General features: G+C 32.5%; 16 protein-coding genes and 1 pseudogene. 7 read left to right on the top strand and 10 right to left on the bottom strand.

Going from position 1 to position 19672, the window contains the following annotated elements:
- Positions 1-64: 64 nt before the first annotated feature.
- Together Q0H31_RS02995 and Q0H31_RS02990 are read right to left on the bottom strand one after the other, a co-directional pair.
- A complete protein-coding gene (locus tag Q0H31_RS02995) occupies positions 65-841 on the bottom strand; it encodes an enoyl-CoA hydratase-related protein (RefSeq protein WP_295295704.1) in 777 nt (258 codons plus the stop codon).
- Positions 842-928: 87 nt separating this feature from the next.
- Entirely contained in the window at positions 929-2113 is a 1185-nt protein-coding gene (locus Q0H31_RS02990) for an acetyl-CoA C-acetyltransferase (RefSeq protein ID WP_295295703.1), read from the bottom strand.
- 364 nt (positions 2114-2477) lie between these two features.
- Here Q0H31_RS02990 and Q0H31_RS02985 point away from each other — a divergent pair, with 364 nt between their 5' ends.
- Positions 2478-3131, top strand: a complete 654-nt coding sequence (locus Q0H31_RS02985; protein ID WP_295295702.1) for a hypothetical protein — start codon at positions 2478-2480, stop codon at positions 3129-3131.
- Between the two features lie 54 nt (positions 3132-3185).
- Here the strand turns inward: Q0H31_RS02985 and Q0H31_RS02980 are convergent, their stop codons facing one another.
- Entirely contained in the window at positions 3186-4016 is an 831-nt protein-coding gene (locus Q0H31_RS02980; RefSeq protein ID WP_295295701.1) for an EFR1 family ferrodoxin, read from the bottom strand.
- 256 nt (positions 4017-4272) lie between these two features.
- On the opposite strand from Q0H31_RS02980, the gene Q0H31_RS02975 reads away from it, so the two are divergent.
- The 6 genes and pseudogenes from Q0H31_RS02975 to yqeC all read left to right on the top strand — a co-directional run bounded on the left by Q0H31_RS02975 (position 4273) and on the right by yqeC (position 11019).
- Positions 4273-5622, top strand: a complete 1350-nt coding sequence (locus tag Q0H31_RS02975; RefSeq protein ID WP_295295700.1) for a butyryl-CoA:acetate CoA-transferase — start codon at positions 4273-4275, stop codon at positions 5620-5622.
- Between the two features lie 53 nt (positions 5623-5675).
- Positions 5676-6803 (top strand): annotated as a pseudogene (locus Q0H31_RS02970) (acyl-CoA dehydrogenase); the annotation flags it as partial.
- A gap of 18 nt (positions 6804-6821) precedes the next feature.
- Positions 6822-7601, top strand: a complete 780-nt coding sequence (locus tag Q0H31_RS13205) for an FAD-binding protein (RefSeq protein ID WP_366938235.1) — start codon at positions 6822-6824, stop codon at positions 7599-7601.
- 54 nt (positions 7602-7655) lie between these two features.
- The gene (locus tag Q0H31_RS02960) at positions 7656-8867 is read left to right on the top strand and encodes an FprA family A-type flavoprotein (RefSeq protein ID WP_295295699.1); all 1212 of its coding nucleotides are present in this window, start codon (positions 7656-7658) and stop codon (positions 8865-8867) included.
- A 108-nt stretch (positions 8868-8975) separates the two neighbouring features.
- A complete protein-coding gene (gene xdhC, locus Q0H31_RS02955; RefSeq protein ID WP_295295698.1) occupies positions 8976-9833 on the top strand; it encodes a xanthine dehydrogenase accessory protein XdhC in 858 nt (285 codons plus the stop codon).
- 1 nt (position 9834) lies between these two features.
- Entirely contained in the window at positions 9835-11019 is a 1185-nt protein-coding gene (yqeC, locus tag Q0H31_RS02950; RefSeq protein WP_295295697.1) for a selenium cofactor biosynthesis protein YqeC, read from the top strand.
- Positions 11020-11062: 43 nt separating this feature from the next.
- Here yqeC and Q0H31_RS02945 read toward each other — a convergent pair whose 3' ends face one another.
- From Q0H31_RS02945 to ygeW, 7 genes are all read right to left on the bottom strand, one after another.
- Positions 11063-12442 (bottom strand): solute carrier family 23 protein, encoded by a 1380-nt coding sequence (locus Q0H31_RS02945; protein WP_295295696.1) that lies wholly within the window; start codon positions 12440-12442, stop codon positions 11063-11065.
- A gap of 48 nt (positions 12443-12490) precedes the next feature.
- On the bottom strand, positions 12491-13336 hold the full coding sequence (locus Q0H31_RS02940; RefSeq protein ID WP_295295695.1) for an FAD binding domain-containing protein: 846 nt from the start codon (positions 13334-13336) through the stop codon (positions 12491-12493).
- The gene (locus tag Q0H31_RS02935) at positions 13330-13815 is read right to left on the bottom strand and encodes a (2Fe-2S)-binding protein (protein WP_295295694.1); all 486 of its coding nucleotides are present in this window, start codon (positions 13813-13815) and stop codon (positions 13330-13332) included. Before Q0H31_RS02935 ends, Q0H31_RS02940 begins: the two co-directional genes overlap by 7 nt.
- Positions 13815-15944, bottom strand: a complete 2130-nt coding sequence (locus Q0H31_RS02930) for a xanthine dehydrogenase family protein molybdopterin-binding subunit (RefSeq protein WP_295295693.1) — start codon at positions 15942-15944, stop codon at positions 13815-13817. The genes Q0H31_RS02935 and Q0H31_RS02930 overlap by 1 nt, the downstream gene beginning before the upstream one ends.
- A gap of 35 nt (positions 15945-15979) precedes the next feature.
- On the bottom strand, positions 15980-17326 hold the full coding sequence (locus tag Q0H31_RS02925) for a nucleobase:cation symporter-2 family protein (RefSeq protein WP_295295692.1): 1347 nt from the start codon (positions 17324-17326) through the stop codon (positions 15980-15982).
- Between the two features lie 58 nt (positions 17327-17384).
- A complete protein-coding gene (gene arcC / locus Q0H31_RS02920) occupies positions 17385-18326 on the bottom strand; it encodes a carbamate kinase (RefSeq protein WP_295295691.1) in 942 nt (313 codons plus the stop codon).
- 131 nt (positions 18327-18457) lie between these two features.
- Positions 18458-19651, bottom strand: a complete 1194-nt coding sequence (gene ygeW / locus Q0H31_RS02915; RefSeq protein ID WP_295295690.1) for a knotted carbamoyltransferase YgeW — start codon at positions 19649-19651, stop codon at positions 18458-18460.
- Between the last annotated feature and the right edge of the window lie 21 nt (positions 19652-19672).

Below are 19672 nucleotides of genomic sequence, written 5' to 3'. Positions count from 1 at the left end.
TTTATAAAAAATTTTATAATTATACTTTATTAAATAAATTAATAAGAAAATTTATCATCATTTATTATCTATTAACAAATTTTTCAACTTTTCTCTTTTCTAAGAAAGCAGCCATACCCTCTCTCTGGTCCTCGCTCTCAAAACAATCCCCAAATAACTTTTCTTCTATAATAATAGCCATATCCATCTCAACATCAAGCCCCCTATTAATAGCCCTCTTACAATTACGAATAGCAATAGGAGCATTGTTAGCAATAGTTTGAGCTAATTTTTCAGCCTGAGTCATAAGTTCAGATTGAGTATAAACAGCATTAACCAAACCAATTCTATAAGCCTCATCAGCTTTAATATTTTTAGCAGAATATATAAGCTGCTTAGCCATACCAACTCCAACCAATCGAGGAAGTCTCTGAGTACCTCCAAAGCCCGGAGTAATACCAAGTCCCACTTCAGGCTGACCAAATACAGCATTATCAGAACAAATACGTATGTCGCAGCTCATAGCTATTTCGCATCCGCCGCCCAAAGCAAAACCATTAACCGCAGCAATCACAGGTATAGGAAAAGTCTCTATCTTTCTAAATACATCATTACCCTTCTTACCAAAAGCCTCTCCCTCTGATTTGCTTGCCTTACTCATCTCAGATATATCCGCCCCAGCAACAAAAGATTTCTCTCCTGCTCCAGTTAATATTAAACATCTGATATTATTTATATTAACAGCATCTAAAGTCTTATCAAGTTCATTTAAAACCTGAGAGTTAAGAGCATTAAGAGCTTTTTCTCTGCTGATAGTAATAACAGCTATCATACCCTTCTCTTCATACTTTACAAAATCCATTAATTTCTCCTTAAATTAAATTATCATATTCTAACAAATTAAAACAGGTTTAGAAAAACACACTCTCTAAACCTGCCAACAAAATTATTACATTTCTACAATGGTAGCACAACCCATACCACCGCCGATACACAAAGTAGCAAGTCCTCTCTTAGCTCCTTTAGCATCCATCTCATGAAGTAAAGTAACAAGTATTCTGCATCCAGAAGCACCTACTGGGTGACCTAAAGCTATAGCTCCTCCATTAGGGTTAAGCTGTCTTTCAACATCTATTCCAAGCTCTCTGCCCACAGCAATAGACTGAGCAGCAAAAGCTTCATTAGATTCAATAATATCAAAATCTTTAATAGTTAAACCAGTGCGAGCCAATACTTTTTTAGTAGCAGCCACAGGACCTATACCCATAATCCTTGGTTCAACACCGCCTAAAGCACCAGTAACCCAAGTAGCCATAGGTTTAATTCCCAATTCATTAGCCTTCTCTTCACTCATTACAACAACAGCAGCAGCACCATCATTGATACTAGAAGAATTACCAGCAGTAACCCTTCCGCCGTCCGGTTTGAAAGCAGGCTTTAATTTAGCCAAACTCTCAACTGTTGTACCAGCCCTCGGACCTTCATCTTTATCAAATACTATATCGCCCTTTTTAGTTTTTATTGTAACAGGCACAATCTCTCTCGTAAAGTTACCTAAATCTTGAGCCTGAACAGCTTTTTGCTGAGACTTAGCAGCAAACTCATCTAATTCCTCACGAGTAATCTGCCAATCATCACAAATATTTTCAGCAGTAATACCCATATGATAATTATTAAAAGCATCAGTTAAAGCATCATTAACCATAGTATCTACAATAGTATTATTTCCCATTCTATAACCATAACGTGCATTTTTCAAAGCATAAGGAGCCATACTCATGTTTTCAGTACCGCCTGCAACAACTATATCAGCATTACCTGCAAGTATCATATTAGCAGCCATATTAACAGCATCAAGCCCAGAACCGCAAACAACATTAAGAGTCATAGCAGGAACCTCAACCGGCAATCCAGCTTTAATAGAACATTGACGGGCAACATTTTGTCCCTGTGAAGCTTGTATAACACAGCCCATATAAACCATATCAACTTTATTAGGTTCTACCTTAGCTCTTTTTAAAGCCTCTTTAATAACTATAGCTCCCAACTCTGCAGCAGGAACAGTACTCAATGAACCGCCCATACTTCCTATAGCTGTACGGCAGGCACTAGCTATTACTATCTTTTTAGCCATAATAAAAAATCTCCCAAAAAAAATTTATTTATTCACATCTTATACGTTTTTATTTTTTATAATATGCTTTCTTAAGTATAGTACATTTTTATTATTAATTCAAATAAAATAAACAAATTTTTATTATACCCTTATATAGTATAATATTATTATAAAAAACATATATTTAATATAATTTAAAAATAATATTTATGTTAACATAACCAAAAATAATGTTAACATAATGTAATATAATATCATCATAATATAATAAAATATTATTAAATTTGTCTTTTATTATTGACATATAAAATATTATTATTTATATTATATATATTAAGACATAAAATTTAAAAATAATAGTTTATTTTTTAGGAGAGGTTTTATGATAATAGGAAAATCACAATACGAAGAATATTTATCAAATTTTACTGATAAAAAAGTATTTTTTAGTATAAATGAAGGCGAAACTTACATAAAAAACACAAGTGCTTCTTCTGTGGTATTATCATTAAAGCTATGCAATCTATATGGTGCTCTAAACAAACAAAATATCAATTCATATTTAAAAGAATATTATAGTAAATCATTGCCTATAATAAATAATAAATACGGCGGAAAAGTTGACCAAATATCAGCTCAATATATAGTAGCAGTTTTTTCAGATAATTTTAAATTTAGAAATACAACCTATAGCGATATTTTAAAAGATGCCTATAGCTGTGCTAAAGAACTAATATCAACATTAAAAGCGAACAGATTCAGCGTAAGCATATCTATAGCTATGGGAGATTTATGTTTTTGTCAGGTTGCTGATACTGAAACATTATTTGATGAAGTGGTATGCATGGGAGAGCCTATGCTTCTTGCAAATAGATTAATAAACATAGCAGATGCAAATGAAATATTAGTTCCAGAAAATATTAATAAAATGGTTTATGCTGATAAAGAATTAAGAGCTTCATGGTCTATAAGTTCACAAGAATATAATTTTAATGAGCTTGGAAATCACTATATAAAGAAGTTAATAAAATTATAACTTATCATTAAAATATATATTTATATAAAAATGATAAGTTATATAAAACAAAAATCACATATAAAATATTTCAGGTTCAGCTCTTCTTTCAAACTGTTCTTCTAATTCATGCTGATGGTATAAATACCCCTCATCATCATAATATCTGCATTTTTCTGGGCATTTTTTTATGCAGGCACCGCATTTTGTACATATACTTACATATTTGCTCACATCATTAAAATCAATGGAACCCATAGGGCATACATGTGCACATATTTTGCAATTTGTACATTTTGATAAATTAACCTTAGGTTTTACTTTTAATATATCAATAGCATGTTCGTGTCTGTCTCTTGGGGTGTAGTATGGACGGATAGGTTCATTTCCTCTCACTTTTATAGGTTCAGGAGGTATATTTTCTACGATTCTTATCTTTTCTACTATTTTATCTACGAAATCAGAGGCAATCTGCATATCTTTTTCATCAGGTCTATTAGCCCCCAAAGTATAAGAGAAAGCATGCTCCCCAACAAATCCAGCACCCGCTATAGTATGAAATCCATTATCTTCTAATATGTTTCTAAGCTCAATTAAAGCATCATCAAAGTTTCTATTACCAAAAAGCACCACAGGTATAGCCAAAGCACCATTGCCTTTAATATTATTTTTTAAATATGGAAGCATTATATTTGGCACTCTTCCAGCATAAGTAGGAGTTCCGCATACAACTAAATCATTTTCTTCAAACTCAAGCACTTTCTCTCTTCTTTTAGGCAAGCTATAATTATATTTTTCACATTCAACATTAAGTTTTTTAGCAACATTTTCTGCTATAAAAGAAACTATTTTCTGAGTAGTACCTGTAGCACTATAATACACAGCATATACTTTTTTCACTATCATAATATACCCCCGCAGCACTTTTATATATTATATTATAATTATGTAAATAAAAATATATAAGTCAAGTAAAAAGCAAATAAAAGCAAAAATAAAAAATAAAAATATTGTTTTTGTGAAATAAAAAATAAAAAACAATAAAATAATAATACATAAATGAAATTTTTTAATAATAATATGTTAGTAAATTCTAATTGACAATTGAAATTTATTTTACTATACTAGAGTATATCAAAAAATAAATTAAGTGGGAGATTTCATGGATTATATCAAACTTTATAATCAAAAATTAACCTCGCCATATGAAGCCGTTAAGGTAATAAAATCTGGTGACTGGATAGATTACGGTTGGGTAACCGCTACACCAATAGAATTAGATAAAGCATTAGCAGAGAGAATGCCCAACCTAACAGATATAAACATTAGAGGCGGTATATTATGTTGGGAGCCTCAAATATTTAAAATTCTTAATCCAGAAAAACATTTCACATGGAACTCTTGGCACATGTCTGGTATAGAAAGAAAAGCAATAGCAAGAGGATTTTGTTTTTATGACCCTATTCGCTATTCTGAAATGCCAAGATATTATAGAGATTTGCCTCGCGGAATAGATGTAGCAATGTTCCAAGTTGGACCTATGGACGAAAATGGATATTTTAGTTTTGGTCCTAATGCTTCACATATGCAGGCTGTTATAGAAAGGTCAAAATGCGTTATAGTTGAAGTAAATGAGAATATGCCTCGCTGTTTGGGTGCTGACCATATTGGAGGAGAATCTGTACATATTAATCAAGTTGATATGATAGTAGAAGGTGATAACCCTCCTATAGTAGAATTAGGAGGAGGCGGTGCTGCTACTGAAGTAGATAAAACTGTAGCTAAACTTATAGTAGAAGAAATACCTAATTGTGCTTGTATACAGTTAGGTATTGGAGGTATGCCTAATGCTGTAGGTTCACTTATAGCAGAATCTGACCTTAAAGATTTAGGCGTGCACACAGAGATGTATGTTGATGCTTTCGTTGATATATCATTAGCCGGTAAAATCACTGGTAGTAAAAAGAATATAGATAAAGGAAGACAAACTTATGCATTTGGTGCTGGTACTAAAAAGTTATATGATTTTATTCATAATAACCCTCAATGTTTATCTGCTCCTGTAGATTATACTAATGATGTAAGAGTAATCTCTTCTATAGATAACTTTATGTCTATAAACAATGCTGTTGAAGTGGATTTATTTGGTCAAGTAAGTGCTGAATCAACAGGATTCAAACATATAAGCGGTGCCGGCGGACAATTAGACTTTGTATTAGGTGCTTATCTTTCAAAAGGAGGTAAAAGCTTCATTTGTTTATCATCAACTGTAAAAGGTAAGGATGGTGAATTACAATCAAGAATAGTTCCAAGTTTTGCTAATGGCACTATTATTACAGATACAAGGGCTAATACTCATTATGTTGTTACAGAATATGGAAAAGTAAACTTAAAAGGTTTAAGCACTTGGCAAAGAGCAGAAGCTTTAATATCAATAGCTCATCCAGATTTTAGAGAAGACTTAATTAAAAAAGCTCAAGAATGTAATATCTGGAGAAACAGCAATAAATAAGAAAATTAGTTTAATTCATAAATAAAACAAATTAATTAAAAAAGGAGAAGCAAATGTTTAAAACAACTGAACAACACGAAGAGTTTCGTGCTAAGGTCAGAGCTTGGGCTGAAGAAGTAGTAAAACCTATAGCTGTAGAGCTTGACCTTGATAATAAATTTCCAGATGAAGCTGTAAAAGAAATGGGCAAAAAGAAATTAGACATTATGGGTATACCATATGCTAAAGAATACGGCGGTGCAGGATTAGATGTTATTAGTTATGCTATAGCTGTAGAAGAACTTTCAAGAGTTGACGGCGGTGTTGGTGTAATTTTATCAGCTCACACTTCTTTAGGTTCTTATCCTATTGCTGCTTTCGGTACTGAAGAGCAAAAGAAAAAATATTTAACTCCTCTCGCTAAAGGAGAAAAAATAGGTGCTTTCGGTTTAACTGAACCTGAAGCTGGTTCTGATGCAGGCGGTACAGAAACTACTGCTGTATTAAATGGAGACCATTATATATTAAACGGTGAAAAAATATTCATCACTAATGCTCCTAAAGCTGATACTTATGTAGTATTTGCTGTTACTACTCCTGGTATTGGTACTAAAGGTATTAGTGCTTTCATAGTAGAAAAAGGTTGGGAAGGCTTTGAGTTTGGCGAACATTATAACAAACTTGGTATACGTTCATCTTCTACTGCTCAATTACTTTTCTCTGATGTTAAAGTTCCTAAAGAAAACTTGCTCGGTAAAGAAGGACAAGGCTTCAAAATTGCTATGCAAACTCTTGACGGCGGACGTATAGGTATTGCTGCTCAGGCTTTAGGTATAGCACAAGGAGCTTATGAGGCTGCTTTAGAATATGCTAAAGACAGAATACAGTTTGGCCGACCTATCGCTCAACAACAAGCTGTTGCTTTCAAACTCTCTGATATGGCTACTAAATTACGTGCTGCAAGATTACTCGTTTACAGTGCTGCTTATCTTAAAGAAAAACATGAGCCTTATGGTATGGAAGCTGCTATGGCTAAACAGTATGCTTCTGATATAGGTTTGGAAGTTGTTAATGATGCTCTTCAAATACATGGCGGTAACGGTTATATTAAAGGTGCTTACATGGTTGAGAGAGCTTATCGCGATGCTAAGATTTGTACAATCTATGAAGGTACTAACGAGATTCAAAGAGTTGTTATTTCTGCTGCTATACTTGGTAAAATGCCTAAATCTCCTGCTGCTGCAGCTGTTGGTCCTATGGCTAAAAAAGGTCCTATCACTGGCGAAAGAAGAAATATCATCTTCAAAGACGGTTCTGCTCAGGATAAAGTTAATGCTCTTGTTGCTGCTTTACAAAAAGACGGAATTGACTTCTCTGTTGGTATTGACATTAACACTCCTATAGTTGATGCTGAGAGAGTTGTTTCTGCTGGTAAGGGTATTGGCAGTAAAGAAAATATGAAACTTGTTGAGGATTTAGCTAAGGCTGCTGGTGCTGCTATTGGTTGTTCTCGTCCTGTTGCTGAGGAATTGAGATACTTACCTATCAATAGATATGTTGGTATGTCTGGTCAAAAATTCAATGGTAACTTATATATTGCTTGCGGTATTTCTGGTGCTAACCAACACTTAAAAGGTATTAAAAACGCTTCTATCATAGTTGCTATTAATATGAAAGCTTCTGCTAAAATATTCAAAAATGCTGACTATGGTATAGTTGGTGATGTAGCTGAGATACTTCCTTTACTTACTGCTGCTTTAGGCGGCGATGCTGCTAAAAAACCTGCTGAAGTACCTTACAAGAAAATTAAAAGAATTGTACCTAAGAAAGTTATGGAAATGCCAAAAATATATGTTTGTTCTGGTTGTGGTTATGAGTATAATCCATTCGTTGGAGACCCAGAAGCTGAAATAGCTCCAGGCACAGACTTTACTGCTCTTCCAGAAGAGTGGGTATGTCCTGAATGTAGTGAAGAAAAAGCTAACTTCATTAAGGCATAAATATTAATTAAGTAAAATGCTTAATTTTGATAAACTAACAAAGGAGGAAATTTAATGCATTGCGTTAGAAAAGTTACTGAAGATTTATATTGGGTTGGAGCTAATGAACATCGTTTGGCTCTATTTGAAAATGTTCACCCTTTAACTAGAGGGGTTTCTTATAACTCTTATCTTTTATTAGATGAAAAAACTGTTCTTTTTGATACTGTTGATTGGGCAGTTTGCAGACAATTCTTAGATAATATAGAATATGTTTTAAACGGTAAAAAACTTGATTATATGATTATTAACCACATGGAACCTGACCATGCTGCTTCTATTGAAGAAGTATTAATACGTCACCCTGAAACTCAAGTTATTGCTACTGAAAAAGCTTTCATGTTTATGGATCAATTTGGTTTCACTATTACTGATGACAAAAAAATACAGGTAAAAGAAGGTGATTCTAGAAAATTTGGTAAGCATGAAATTCACTTCATTGCCGCTCAAATGGTTCACTGGCCTGAAGCTATGGTTAGTTTTGACAGCACTAATGGAGTATTATTCTCTGCTGACGCTTTCGGTACTTTCATTGCTATAGACGGAAGATTGTTTGCTGATGAAGTTAACTTCGACAGAGAATGGCTTGATGAGGCTAGAAGATATTATACTAACATCGTTGGTAAATATGGCCCTCATGTACAGCATTTGCTTAAAAAAGCTGGCGGTATCATAGACAAAATTAAAATGCTTTGTCCTTTACATGGACCTGTATGGAGAAAAGATTTAGGCTACATTCTTGAAAAATACAATAAATGGAGCACTTATGAGCCTGAAACTAAAGGTGTATTAATCGTTTATGCTTCTATGTACGGTAATACTGAAGCTATGGCTGGTGTTGTTGCTTCTAAATTGGCTGAGAAAGGTGTTACTAATACTGTTATGTATGATGTTTCAAGTACTCATGTTTCTTATTTGATTTCTGAAACTTTCAAATATAGCCATGTTATACTTGCTTCTGTTACTTACAACTTGAATATTTATCCTCCTATGCATAATTATTTAGATGACATGAGAGCTCTTAATGTTCAAAAACGTAAGTTCGCTATCATAGAAAATGGTTCTTGGGCTCCTAAATCTGGTGCTTTGATGCAAGAGTTCATTGAAAACAACTTAAAACAATGCGAAATCATAGACCCTCAAGTATCTGTTTCTTCTGCTATGAAAGATGCTAATATTGGTGAGATTGATTCTTTAGTTGATGCTATAGTTGAATCTATGAAATAAATATAAAACCACTTAAAAACATTTTTGGTCGGCCGTAATTTTTGCGGTCGACTTTTTTATTTTTTACATATATAATATAAAAAATATTTTTATTAAAGAGATAATAACATGACAATAAAAAATACTCTAAATGAAGCTATTAAATTATTAGAATTAAATAAAGAAATAATGTTAATAAATATAGCAAAATCAAGCGGTTCATCACCAAGAACTTCTGATGCTATGATGATTGCATATTTTGATGAAAACAATAATAAAAAAACTCTCTCTACCATAGGCGGAGGAGTATTAGAGTTTAAAGTTTTAAACGATGCTTTCACTTTACTTCAACAAAAAGCAAACAACAAAAAAAATTATTCTCTCACCAATGAAGAATCCGGCGGAGTTGGTATGCTTTGCGGTGGAAATGTAGAAATTGATTTTAGATATATAAATAAAAATAATAAAGAAATTATAGAAAATCTAATAGAAAAAGAAAACAAAAAAAATAATAATGTATATATATTTGGAGCTGGGCATGTTTCATTAGATTTAGTTGATATTCTAAGTAAATTATCATTTAATTGTATTATAATTGATGACAGAGAAGAGTTTGCAAATAGATTTAATAATGCAATCATAGTAGATGATTATGAGAATGTATTTAATAAAATAAATATCACAGAAAAAGATTATATAATCATAGTAACTAGAGGGCATAGTTATGATTATATAGTAGAAAAAAATGCTCTAAAAACAAATGCCTATTATATTGGAATGATAGGAAGCAGCAAAAAAATAGCTACACTACATAACAGATTAAAAGAAGAAGAAAAATATACAGATGAAATGATTGAAAGAGTTCATGCCCCAATAGGCTTGCAAATAGGAGCAGAGTCAACAGAAGAGATAGCTGTAAGTATAGCGGCAGAGTTAATATTAAAAAGAGCAATATTTGAAAATAGAAGAAAAATAAAAAAACAGTAATATGCCTGAAATAATCTTAGTATGCGGTGCTGGCGGAAAGACTACATATATAGAAAACTTATCAAAAAGTTACAAAGACAAAAAAGTAATTATCACAACTACAACAAAAATTTATAAACCAAATGAATATACTGATAATATTAATTCTCACTCATTTGACAATAAAAATATAATAGTGCTTGGAAAAGAGTATGATGAAAAAAAGCTAATGTATGTTGGAGATGATAAATTAAATAATGCTATTAAATATGCTGATGTTATATTAATAGAAGCCGATGGGGCAAAACATTACCCTATAAAAATACCTAATGAAAATGAGCCGGTTATACCAAATATACTATTAGGAAAAATTTCTAAAATAGTTGTAGTAATGGGGCTTCATGCTTTAAATAGAAAATTTAGCGAAGTTTGTTTTAGGTATAATCTATGTGGAGAAATAGACAAAAACAAAATTGTAGATATTGAAACTATCAAATTTATTGCAAACAAATATTATATAAATAAGCTTAAAAATAAATGCGGCGATATTCAATTATATTTAAATGATTTCACACAAAACAAAAATATTAATTATGAAAAAACTGCATTTATAATTCTCGCTTCCGGAAGCAGCAAACGTTTTAACGGAAACAAATTAATTCATAAATTTAACTCACTTGATAATAAAACTCTATTTGAAAATACAATCAATAAAATATCTGATGTAATAAAACTATTAAAAAAAGATAAAAAGTTAAAAAACTTAGAAACATCTATAATTGTTGTAAGCATATATGATGAAATACTAAACAAAGAATTTGAAAACAAAGATTATGTTACTGTTTTTAATAATAATCATAATCAAGGTATAAGCTCATCAATAAAACTCGGACTTAAAGAAGCAATAAAAGAGAGCTGTGATAATTTTTCTTTTTTTGTATGCGACATGCCTTTTTTAGAAAGCGATGATATATTTAATATGATAAAGTATTTTTACTTCAGCCAAAAAAATATAGGTGCAATGTTTACAGAAGACAGAGTTTCTAATCCTGCCATTTTTTCTTCTAAATATATTGATGATATTCTAAAACTACAAAATGATGAAGGAGCATCAAAAATCATAAAGAAAAATATTGAAGATACTTTCTTATATACAATAGATGAAATGAAGTTAATAGATATAGATAAAAGAGAAGATTTAAAATAAAAGACAATGGGAGACAAAATCCCATTGTCTAAATATCATACAATTATTTTTTCTCTTCTTTAGGAAGAATAACATTAAGTATTATAGCAGTACAAGTAGCTATAACAACAGGGCTGCTTCCAAATACAGTTTTAGCCCAAGTAGGAAAAGTATCTAAAGCTCCTCCAACTTGAACAGTACCCATACCTAAAGCAACAGCAAGACCAACTATTAAAGTATTTCTAGGTCCCATATTTTCAGTGAATACTAATTTAATACCAGTCATAGCAATAGAAGCAAATACCATTATAGTAGCACCGCCTAATACGCAAGAAGGTATAGTAGTAAGCAAAGCAGAAAATTTAGGAAATAAACCAGCAACCAATATTATAATAGCAGCAATTAAAAATACTATTCTATTAACAACTTTTGTAGTAGCAACAATACCAACGTTTTGGCTGTAAGTAGCAGTAGGCAAACAACCAAATATAGAAGATATTATATTAATAATACCATAAGCAGTGATACCGCATTTTAATTCTTTATCAGTAGGCATTCTTCCCATACCGCCTGAAGTAGTAGCAGAAAAATCCCCAATGGCTTGAACAGAGTTTACAGCAAATAAAAGTGCTATAGCTATACAAGCAGAAGGGTCAAATACTATACCAAAAGGCAATAATTTAGGAGCTTGGAAGATGCCGGCATTAGCAACACTAGTAAAATTAATCATACCAAAGAAAAATGCTGCTATATAACCAACTATTAATCCCATAAGTATAGAAGCTAATTTTAAGAAACCTTTAGTAAACTGGTTAAAGAAGATAACAGCAATAAGAGTAATGAAAGCAACAGCCCAATACTGCCAAGAACCAAAAGGAACAACTTCACCATTTATGCTATATAAAGTGCTTCCTCCAGCCATATATCTAACAGCAGTAGGATATAATGAAAGACCAACTGTAAAAACAACAGTACCAGCAATTAAAGGCGGAAATAACTTTCTTATTTTTTCAACAGCCAAACCAAATATAAAAGCAACTATACCGCCTACTACTTGAGCCCCCAAAATAATAGCAATACCCTGTGCTCCAAGACCAATTCCTTCAGGTCCTCTGGCAATAGACTGCATAGTAGATACATAAGCAAAACTAACACCTATAATCATAGGAAGTCTTGCACCTATATGATATCCTTTAGTAATAGGTATAGGAAACAGCATGATAATAGTAGAAATTGCAGCAAATACTAATGAGGATTGAACTAATAATATTTGCTCAGGACTTCCGCTTTTAAGACCGGCTGCAGATGATACTATAAGAGCAGGAGTTACACAACCAACAATCATAGCAACTACGTGCTGAATAGCCAGCGGGAAAGCTTGAGTCATCTTTGGAACAGCTTCATATTGAAACAAAGCATCTTGAGTTTTTTCATTCATACTCATATTTCTCTCCATTTTTTTAATAATTATTTTATTTATTAAATTAATAAACTATTTTTTACAGATATCTTCCATAAAATATTTTATTAAATTTAAAGCACATTTTTTTCTATACAAAGCTGTTGACCTTGCACTATCTCTTGGCTTCATAATAGCAGAGTATGCTTCTTGTATATCTTTTATTTTATTTTTCCAATCATCAATATTTGAAGTTATAAATTTTTCTTCTATAGATTCATCTCTTGTAACCGTAACACCCAACGTACAGAAACTTATTTTAAATCTATACTTATCATTTTCTCTACAAACTAAAGCACACATAGCAAGCTTAGACAAAGCATTAGCCTTTCTTGTACCTATTTTTCTATAGAAAGAATATTCATAATTTTGTTTAGGTATTACAATATGAGTAAGTATTTCATCATCTTTTATTATAGTTTTGCTTACACCGGTGATGAAATCTTTAATTTTTACTTCTCTTTGTGAATTTTTACCTTTTAATCTTAAAACAGCATCCATTGCATAAAGCGAAGGCAAGCTGTCAGCAGAAGGAGAAGCATTGCAAATATTTCCTCCAATAGTAGCAATATTTCTTATAGGAGGACCTGCTATACCAGAAGCACTGTCTTTTAACACTTGAGGAATTAGAGGAGATTTTATTATTTCATCAAAAGTAGTTAATGCTCCTATAATGATATTATTTCCATCTTCTTTTATTCCTTTTAATTCAGCTATAGAATTTATAAAAAGTACAGGCTTCTCAAATTTAGCTATTAAATTGCTTCCTCTTAAATATTCAACCATTAAATCTGTACCGCCTGCAAAAATAATTGCATTATGTTTTGATTTTAATTCCAAAGCATCATCTATATTTTTAGCTATCAAAGTTTCTACCATAATTTTTTACCCTCCTTTGAAGCTATATCAGAAGCTCTTAATACAGCATTAACTATATGGTCATATCCAGTACATCTGCATAAGTTACCAGATAATCCCTTTCTAACTTCCTCTTCTGTAGGTTTACCATTAGTATCTCTTAATATCACCTCAGAAGACATTACCATACCAGGTATACAAAAACCGCATTGAACAGCCCCTTCATCTAAAAAAGACTGAACAACAACTTTACCTCGTTCTGTCTCTGTATATCCTTCTATAGTCATAACTTCTTTTCCTTCACATAAAGCTATAGGAACTAAACATGAATTAACAACTTTACCATCTAAAAATACAGCACAAGCACCACACTCACCTTCTCCGCAGCCTTCTTTAGTTCCAGTAAGCTTTAATTCATCTCTAATAAAATCTATTAATCTGGTTAAAGGATTTAATTCTGTAGTAATTTTTTTATTATTAACAGTAAAACTTATAGCCATTATAATACCTCCGCAATATTCTCAGGTAAAATAGGTATGCTAGTAAAATGGTGTTTTAAAGCACTTTCCATAGCAGAAGCATAAGCACTAGCAGCACCATCAAAAGTAATCTCCCCTATTCCTTTAGCACCTAATGGACCATATTGATATGGTTCACCCATTATACAAGTTTTTATTTCAGGCAAATCTAAAGAAGTAGGTATCATATAATCAGACATCTTCACTTGAAGGAACTTTCCATCTTTATTTACCAATTTTTCCAAAGCTCCCCAACCAAGTGCCTGAGCAACTCCGCCTTTTATCTGACCTTCTACTATCTTTTCATCTATAGGATATCCGCAATCAAATACTGCCCATACTCCTACAATTTTTACTTCTAATGTATATTTATCAACTTCTACTTCAACAACATTTATTCCAAGTCCATAACTAGGATAAGCATCTCCTCTTAAAGTAGTAGTATCCCAATCTATTAAATGAGTAGGGTGTTTGTAATCTTCTGTTATTTCTATTTCATCAGACTCTCTCCATCTCTCTTTTAATTTTTTAGAAGCCTCTTGTATCAAATATCCTACTATCATCACAGAACGTGAAGCTACAGTAGGACCAGTATTAGGAACAATGTCAGTATCATATTCAGCTATATCAATATCTTCTAATGGAATATTTAAATTGTATGAAGCTATTTTTCTAAATGTGGTATGAAGACCCTGACCTATTTCTGTGTTTGAAGTAAGTATAGTTACTTTTTTACCTTTCTTTCTTAATTTTAATTTAGCCTTTATTATATCTCTTTCGCCGCTTCCAGTAAAAGCACATCCATGCAAGAAACAAGATATTCCTATTCCTTTATACATAGTGTCTTTATACTCTTTTGCTTTTCTTTCGTAATCAGATTCTTTTAAAGCCCAATCAAGCATTTTAGGAAGTATTATATTATCGTGAAATACACCGCCTGTTATGGTTGGGTCATTTTGTTTTACGAAATATTTTCTTTTTAATTCTACAGGATCAACATTTATTTTTTTAGCAATATTATCCATAGTTCTTTCTATAGCAAATATTGCTTGAGGAGCCCCAAATCCCCTGAAAGCACAGCTAGGTACATTGTTAGTAACATACAATCTTCCTAATACTCTCACATTAGGGAAATTATATACGTTAGCAGCAGTATATGTACATCTTTGCATTATAACTCTTGAACTAGCTTCATAGGCACCAGCATCCATATCTGATACTACATCAAGAGCAATGATATTATTATTTTCATCAAGTGCAACTTTAGTAGTTATTTGAGCAGGCTGTCTTTTTACACTATAAGCCATATCAAATTGTCTGTCTAATATAAGTTTTACAGTTTTTTTGGATTTATGTGCAGCAACGGCAACTATTGAAGCTAAAACATCTGGATAATGTTCTTTTCCTCCGAAACCTCCGCCAATAGGTGGAGCTACCACCCTCACATCTTCACCCCCCAGCACAGGAGAAGCAGCCTTTTGTACATAATATGGACATTGCGTTGAAGAGTAAATTGATACCTTACCATTTTCCCACACTCCAACAGCACCATTAACTTCCATATATAAATGTTCTTGATATGGTGTATAATAAGTTTCTTCTATTATAGTCTTTGCTTTTTTGAATGCCTCATCAACATCACCATATCCAGCTTTGAATGATATAAATATGTTGTCTTTATTAACTATAGGTCCGCCTAATAGTTTCTTAGAATCTTCTATATTTAGTACCGCAGGCAAATCCTCATATTCTATGGTTATTTTTTCAGCTATATCATAAACTATATTTTTATCAGGACCTACCACAAGAAGTATTGTTTCACCAATATATCTTACAGTGTCTTCTGCAAATGGCGGCCAATCAGCTACTACCATAGTAGTCATATTCTTACCAGGAACATCTTTATAATCAACAGTAAAATAACCTTCAGGAAGTTCTGGTATATTTATTTTTAATATTTTAGCTCTAGCTTTGGTAGAATAAACTATTTTTGCATATAGCACGTCTTTTCCAAAGTCTATATCACTCAAATACTTAGTTTTTCCTGTTAATTTATCTATAGCATCTACTCTTGGTACAGAGTTTTTTAATTCTTTAATAAAAGTTTCCATTGTATATCCTTACTAATTAAAAACTTAAACACTAATTATGCATTATAATCCTCTGGGTTACTCTCTTTATCAGCAGGGAATATAAGATTTGCTACAATAGATATAATACAAGTTGCTGAAACAGTGTCATGGAATATAAATTTCACATAACTAGGAAGACTTACTATTGCATCCTGATGATTTGCTATTCCAAGTCCTAAAGCAAAAGTAATACCCATTACTATAATATTGCGTTCACTGAAACCAGCTTTAGCTATCATCTTGATTCCATTAATTAAAATCATAGCAAATACCGTTATTATAGAGCCGCCTAATACAGAGCTAGGTATAGCTGAGAATATAGCACCCAATTTAGGAAAGAAACCGCATAACATTAAAACGAAAGCACCTGTTGCTATACAGAATTTATTAACAACTTTAGTCATAGATACTATTCCTGCATTCTGTCCAAAAGCAGTATTTGGAAGACAGTTAAAAAATGCTGCAGTTGTAGAACCTAAAGCATCTGCTAATATAGCACCAGAAGTTTCTTTTTCGGTAGCTTCTCTGTCAAATCCCGCTATTGTAATACCAGAAGTATTTCCTATAGTTTCAAGACCTGAAGTTATATAAAGAACAGCAAAGCTTATTATAGCAGGCAAAGAAAATTCAATTTTGAAATGCATAGGAAGAGGAACTCTAAACCAAGATGCCTCAGATATAGGCTGAGTATTAACCATTCCTAAGAAAGCAGAAACCACATATCCTACAATAAGACCTATTAAAATAGCAGAATTTTTGATAATACCTTTACCAAATTTCTGCAATATAATAATAACAAATAGAGATAAAAATCCCATAGCTAAATTTTTAGGAGAACCATAATCAGGAGAACCTACTCCTCCAGCAAAATATCCAACTCCAACATTAAGAAGACTAACTCCTATAGTTACAAGTGTACATCCAACAACCAAAGGCGGAAAGAACTTACGTATATATTTATAGAAAAAACCCATTATAACTTCTGTTAAACTTCCTACCATAGCACCGCCTAATACCATTCCTATACCGCCCATAGCAGCGACACTTTGAGCAGTTGGTACAAAAGCAAAAGATGTACCCATTACTATAGGAAGATTAGCCCCAATTTGTCTGTTCTTTCCAAGTTTTATAGGATAAAGCTGAATAAAAGTTGTAAGCCCTGATACAAACATCGCACATTGAACCATAACAACCGTATCAGCTCCTGATAAACCGCATACTCCTGCAATAATTAATATAGGAGCCAAATTTGAAGTGAACATTGCCATTACATGCTGCATCCCTAAAGGAAATGCAACAGCTATACTTGGACGGCCTTCAAGTTGATAAACTAACTCTGAATTAGATTTATTTCCTTCCATAAATCATGATCCTCCTCTTTAATTTATATATACTTATTATTATAGTAAATATATTTTTTTATTTCACTACTTTAGTACCAGTTTTTCCATTAATAGCGTCTTTAGCTTTTTCAAGTAAAGTAATCATAGCTTCTTTTCCAGTAGCCTCAACAAATTGCATACAAGCCTGCACTTTTGGAAGCATAGAACCAGGAGCAAATTGACCATCATCACAATGCTTTTTAGCTTCAGATATAGTCATAGAGTCAAGCCATTTAACATCAGGTTTACCAAAATTAATAGCAACTTTTTCTACAGCTGTTAAAATGATAAGCATATCAGCATCAAGCTCTTTAGCAAGTACAGCAGAAGCAAAGTCTTTATCTATAACAGCAGCCATACCTTTTAAATGGTTGCCTCTTTTTACAACAGGTATACCGCCGCCGCCGCAGCAAATTACTAACGCTTTTTCATTAAGCATAGCTTTAATAGCAGTGCTCTCTGCAATTGCAACAGGTTTTGGAGAAGCAACAACTCTTCTGTATCCTCTTCCCGCATCTTCTTTTACTGTCCAACCCAATTCTTTAGCTTTAGACTCACCCTCTTCCTTAGTCATAAATTGACCTATAGGTTTGGTAGGATTTTTGAAAGCTGGGTCATTCTCATCAACTACCACTTGCGTAATTAATGTAGCTATTGGAGGAACTGTAATATTTCTATTAGAAAACTCTTCCATAATAGCATTCTGTAAATCATAACCAATATAAGCCTGACTCATAGCAACACATACTGATAAAGGTATAGGATTTCCAGTATTGTGATTATTAGTATATTCATTCATAGCATTATTGATAAAACCTACTTGCGGGCCGTTACCATGAGCTACTATTACTTCACATCCGCTTTCTACTAAATCTACTATGTTTTTAGCAGTTATTTTTACAGCCTGCATTTGCTCTGCAAGAGTATCTCCCAAAGCATTACCGCCTAAAGCAATAACAATTCTTTTTTTATTTCCCATTTTTATATCCTAAAAATAAAATTAATTTAATTTTAATATCATAAAAAAGTTCTTCTTTTCACAATATTAAAGATATAAAATGGTAAGTACTATTAAAAAATAGATACTTACCATTCATTATTTTCTAATTATTAGCAACCAAATACTCTTGGTTTTCCATCTGAAGCTAATTTGCTTAATACAGCTTGAGGGTCTCTAAATTTAGCTAAGAAAATCATAGCAGCTATAACATAAGGTTTGTAGCTAGCTTGTTTATAAAGAGGTACTCTATATCTGTCAAATACAGAAGCAGCAACCTCACCATCTTTACAGCTAACATCATTAATATCAGCAGGTAAGCAGTGTAAGTATAATGCTTTTCCGTCTTTAGTTTTCTTCATTTTTTCTTCAGTACAGCACCAATCTTTATGTTTAGCATTTTGCTCTAATAATCTCTTTTCAAGAGCTTTTATTCCGTCAGTGTCGCCTTTACCATAAAGGTCTGTTCTCTCTTGCATAGCAGCAAATGGAGCCCAAGATTTAGGATAAACAACATCAGCATTTTCAAAAGCTTCGTCCATATTGTTAGTGATAGTTAATTTAACGCCAGCAGCTTCAGCATTTTTCTTAGCAATAGCTTCAACTTCAGGCATAAGCTCATAACCTTTTGGATAAGCTAAAGCAACGTCCATACCTAATCTAGTGAATAAACCAGCAGCACCTTGAGGTACAGAAAGAGGTTTACCGTAAGAAGGTGAATAAGCCCAAGTCATAGCAACTTTTTTACCTCTTAAGTTTTCTAATCCGCCTAATTCGTGGATAAAGTGTAAAGAGTCAGCCATCATTTGTGTTGGATGGTCTCTATCACATTGTAAGTTTACAAGTGTAGGGATTTGCTCTAATATACCGTCATTGTAACCTTGTCTTACAGACTCAGAAACTTCTTTCATGTATTCATGACCTTTACCGATGTACATATCATCTCTGATACCTATAACATCAGCCATGAAAGATACCATGTTAGCAGTTTCTCTAACTGTCTCACCATGAGCAATTTGGCTTTTACCTTCATCTAAGTCTTGTACTTCTAAACCTAAAAGGTTACAAGCAGAAGCGAAAGAGAAACGAGTCCTTGTAGAGTTATCTCTAAATAAAGAGATACCTAAACCAGAATCAAATACTTTAGTAGACACATTGCTTTCTCTTAAGAATCTTAAAGCATCAGCAACAGTCCAAACAGCTTGTAATTCATCAAAAGTTTTGTCCCAAGTTAGGAAAAAGTCATTTTTGTACATTTTTCCAAATTCAAGGCTATCGAGTTTTGAAATATATTTTTGTATACCCATATTTTCATCCTTTTGTTTTGA

The organism is uncultured Brachyspira sp. (genome assembly GCF_934747485.1).
GTDB lineage: Bacteria > Spirochaetota > Brachyspiria > Brachyspirales > Brachyspiraceae > Brachyspira.
Note: the sequence above shows the minus strand (reverse complement) of the source record. Positions and strands in the feature narration are given on the sequence as shown.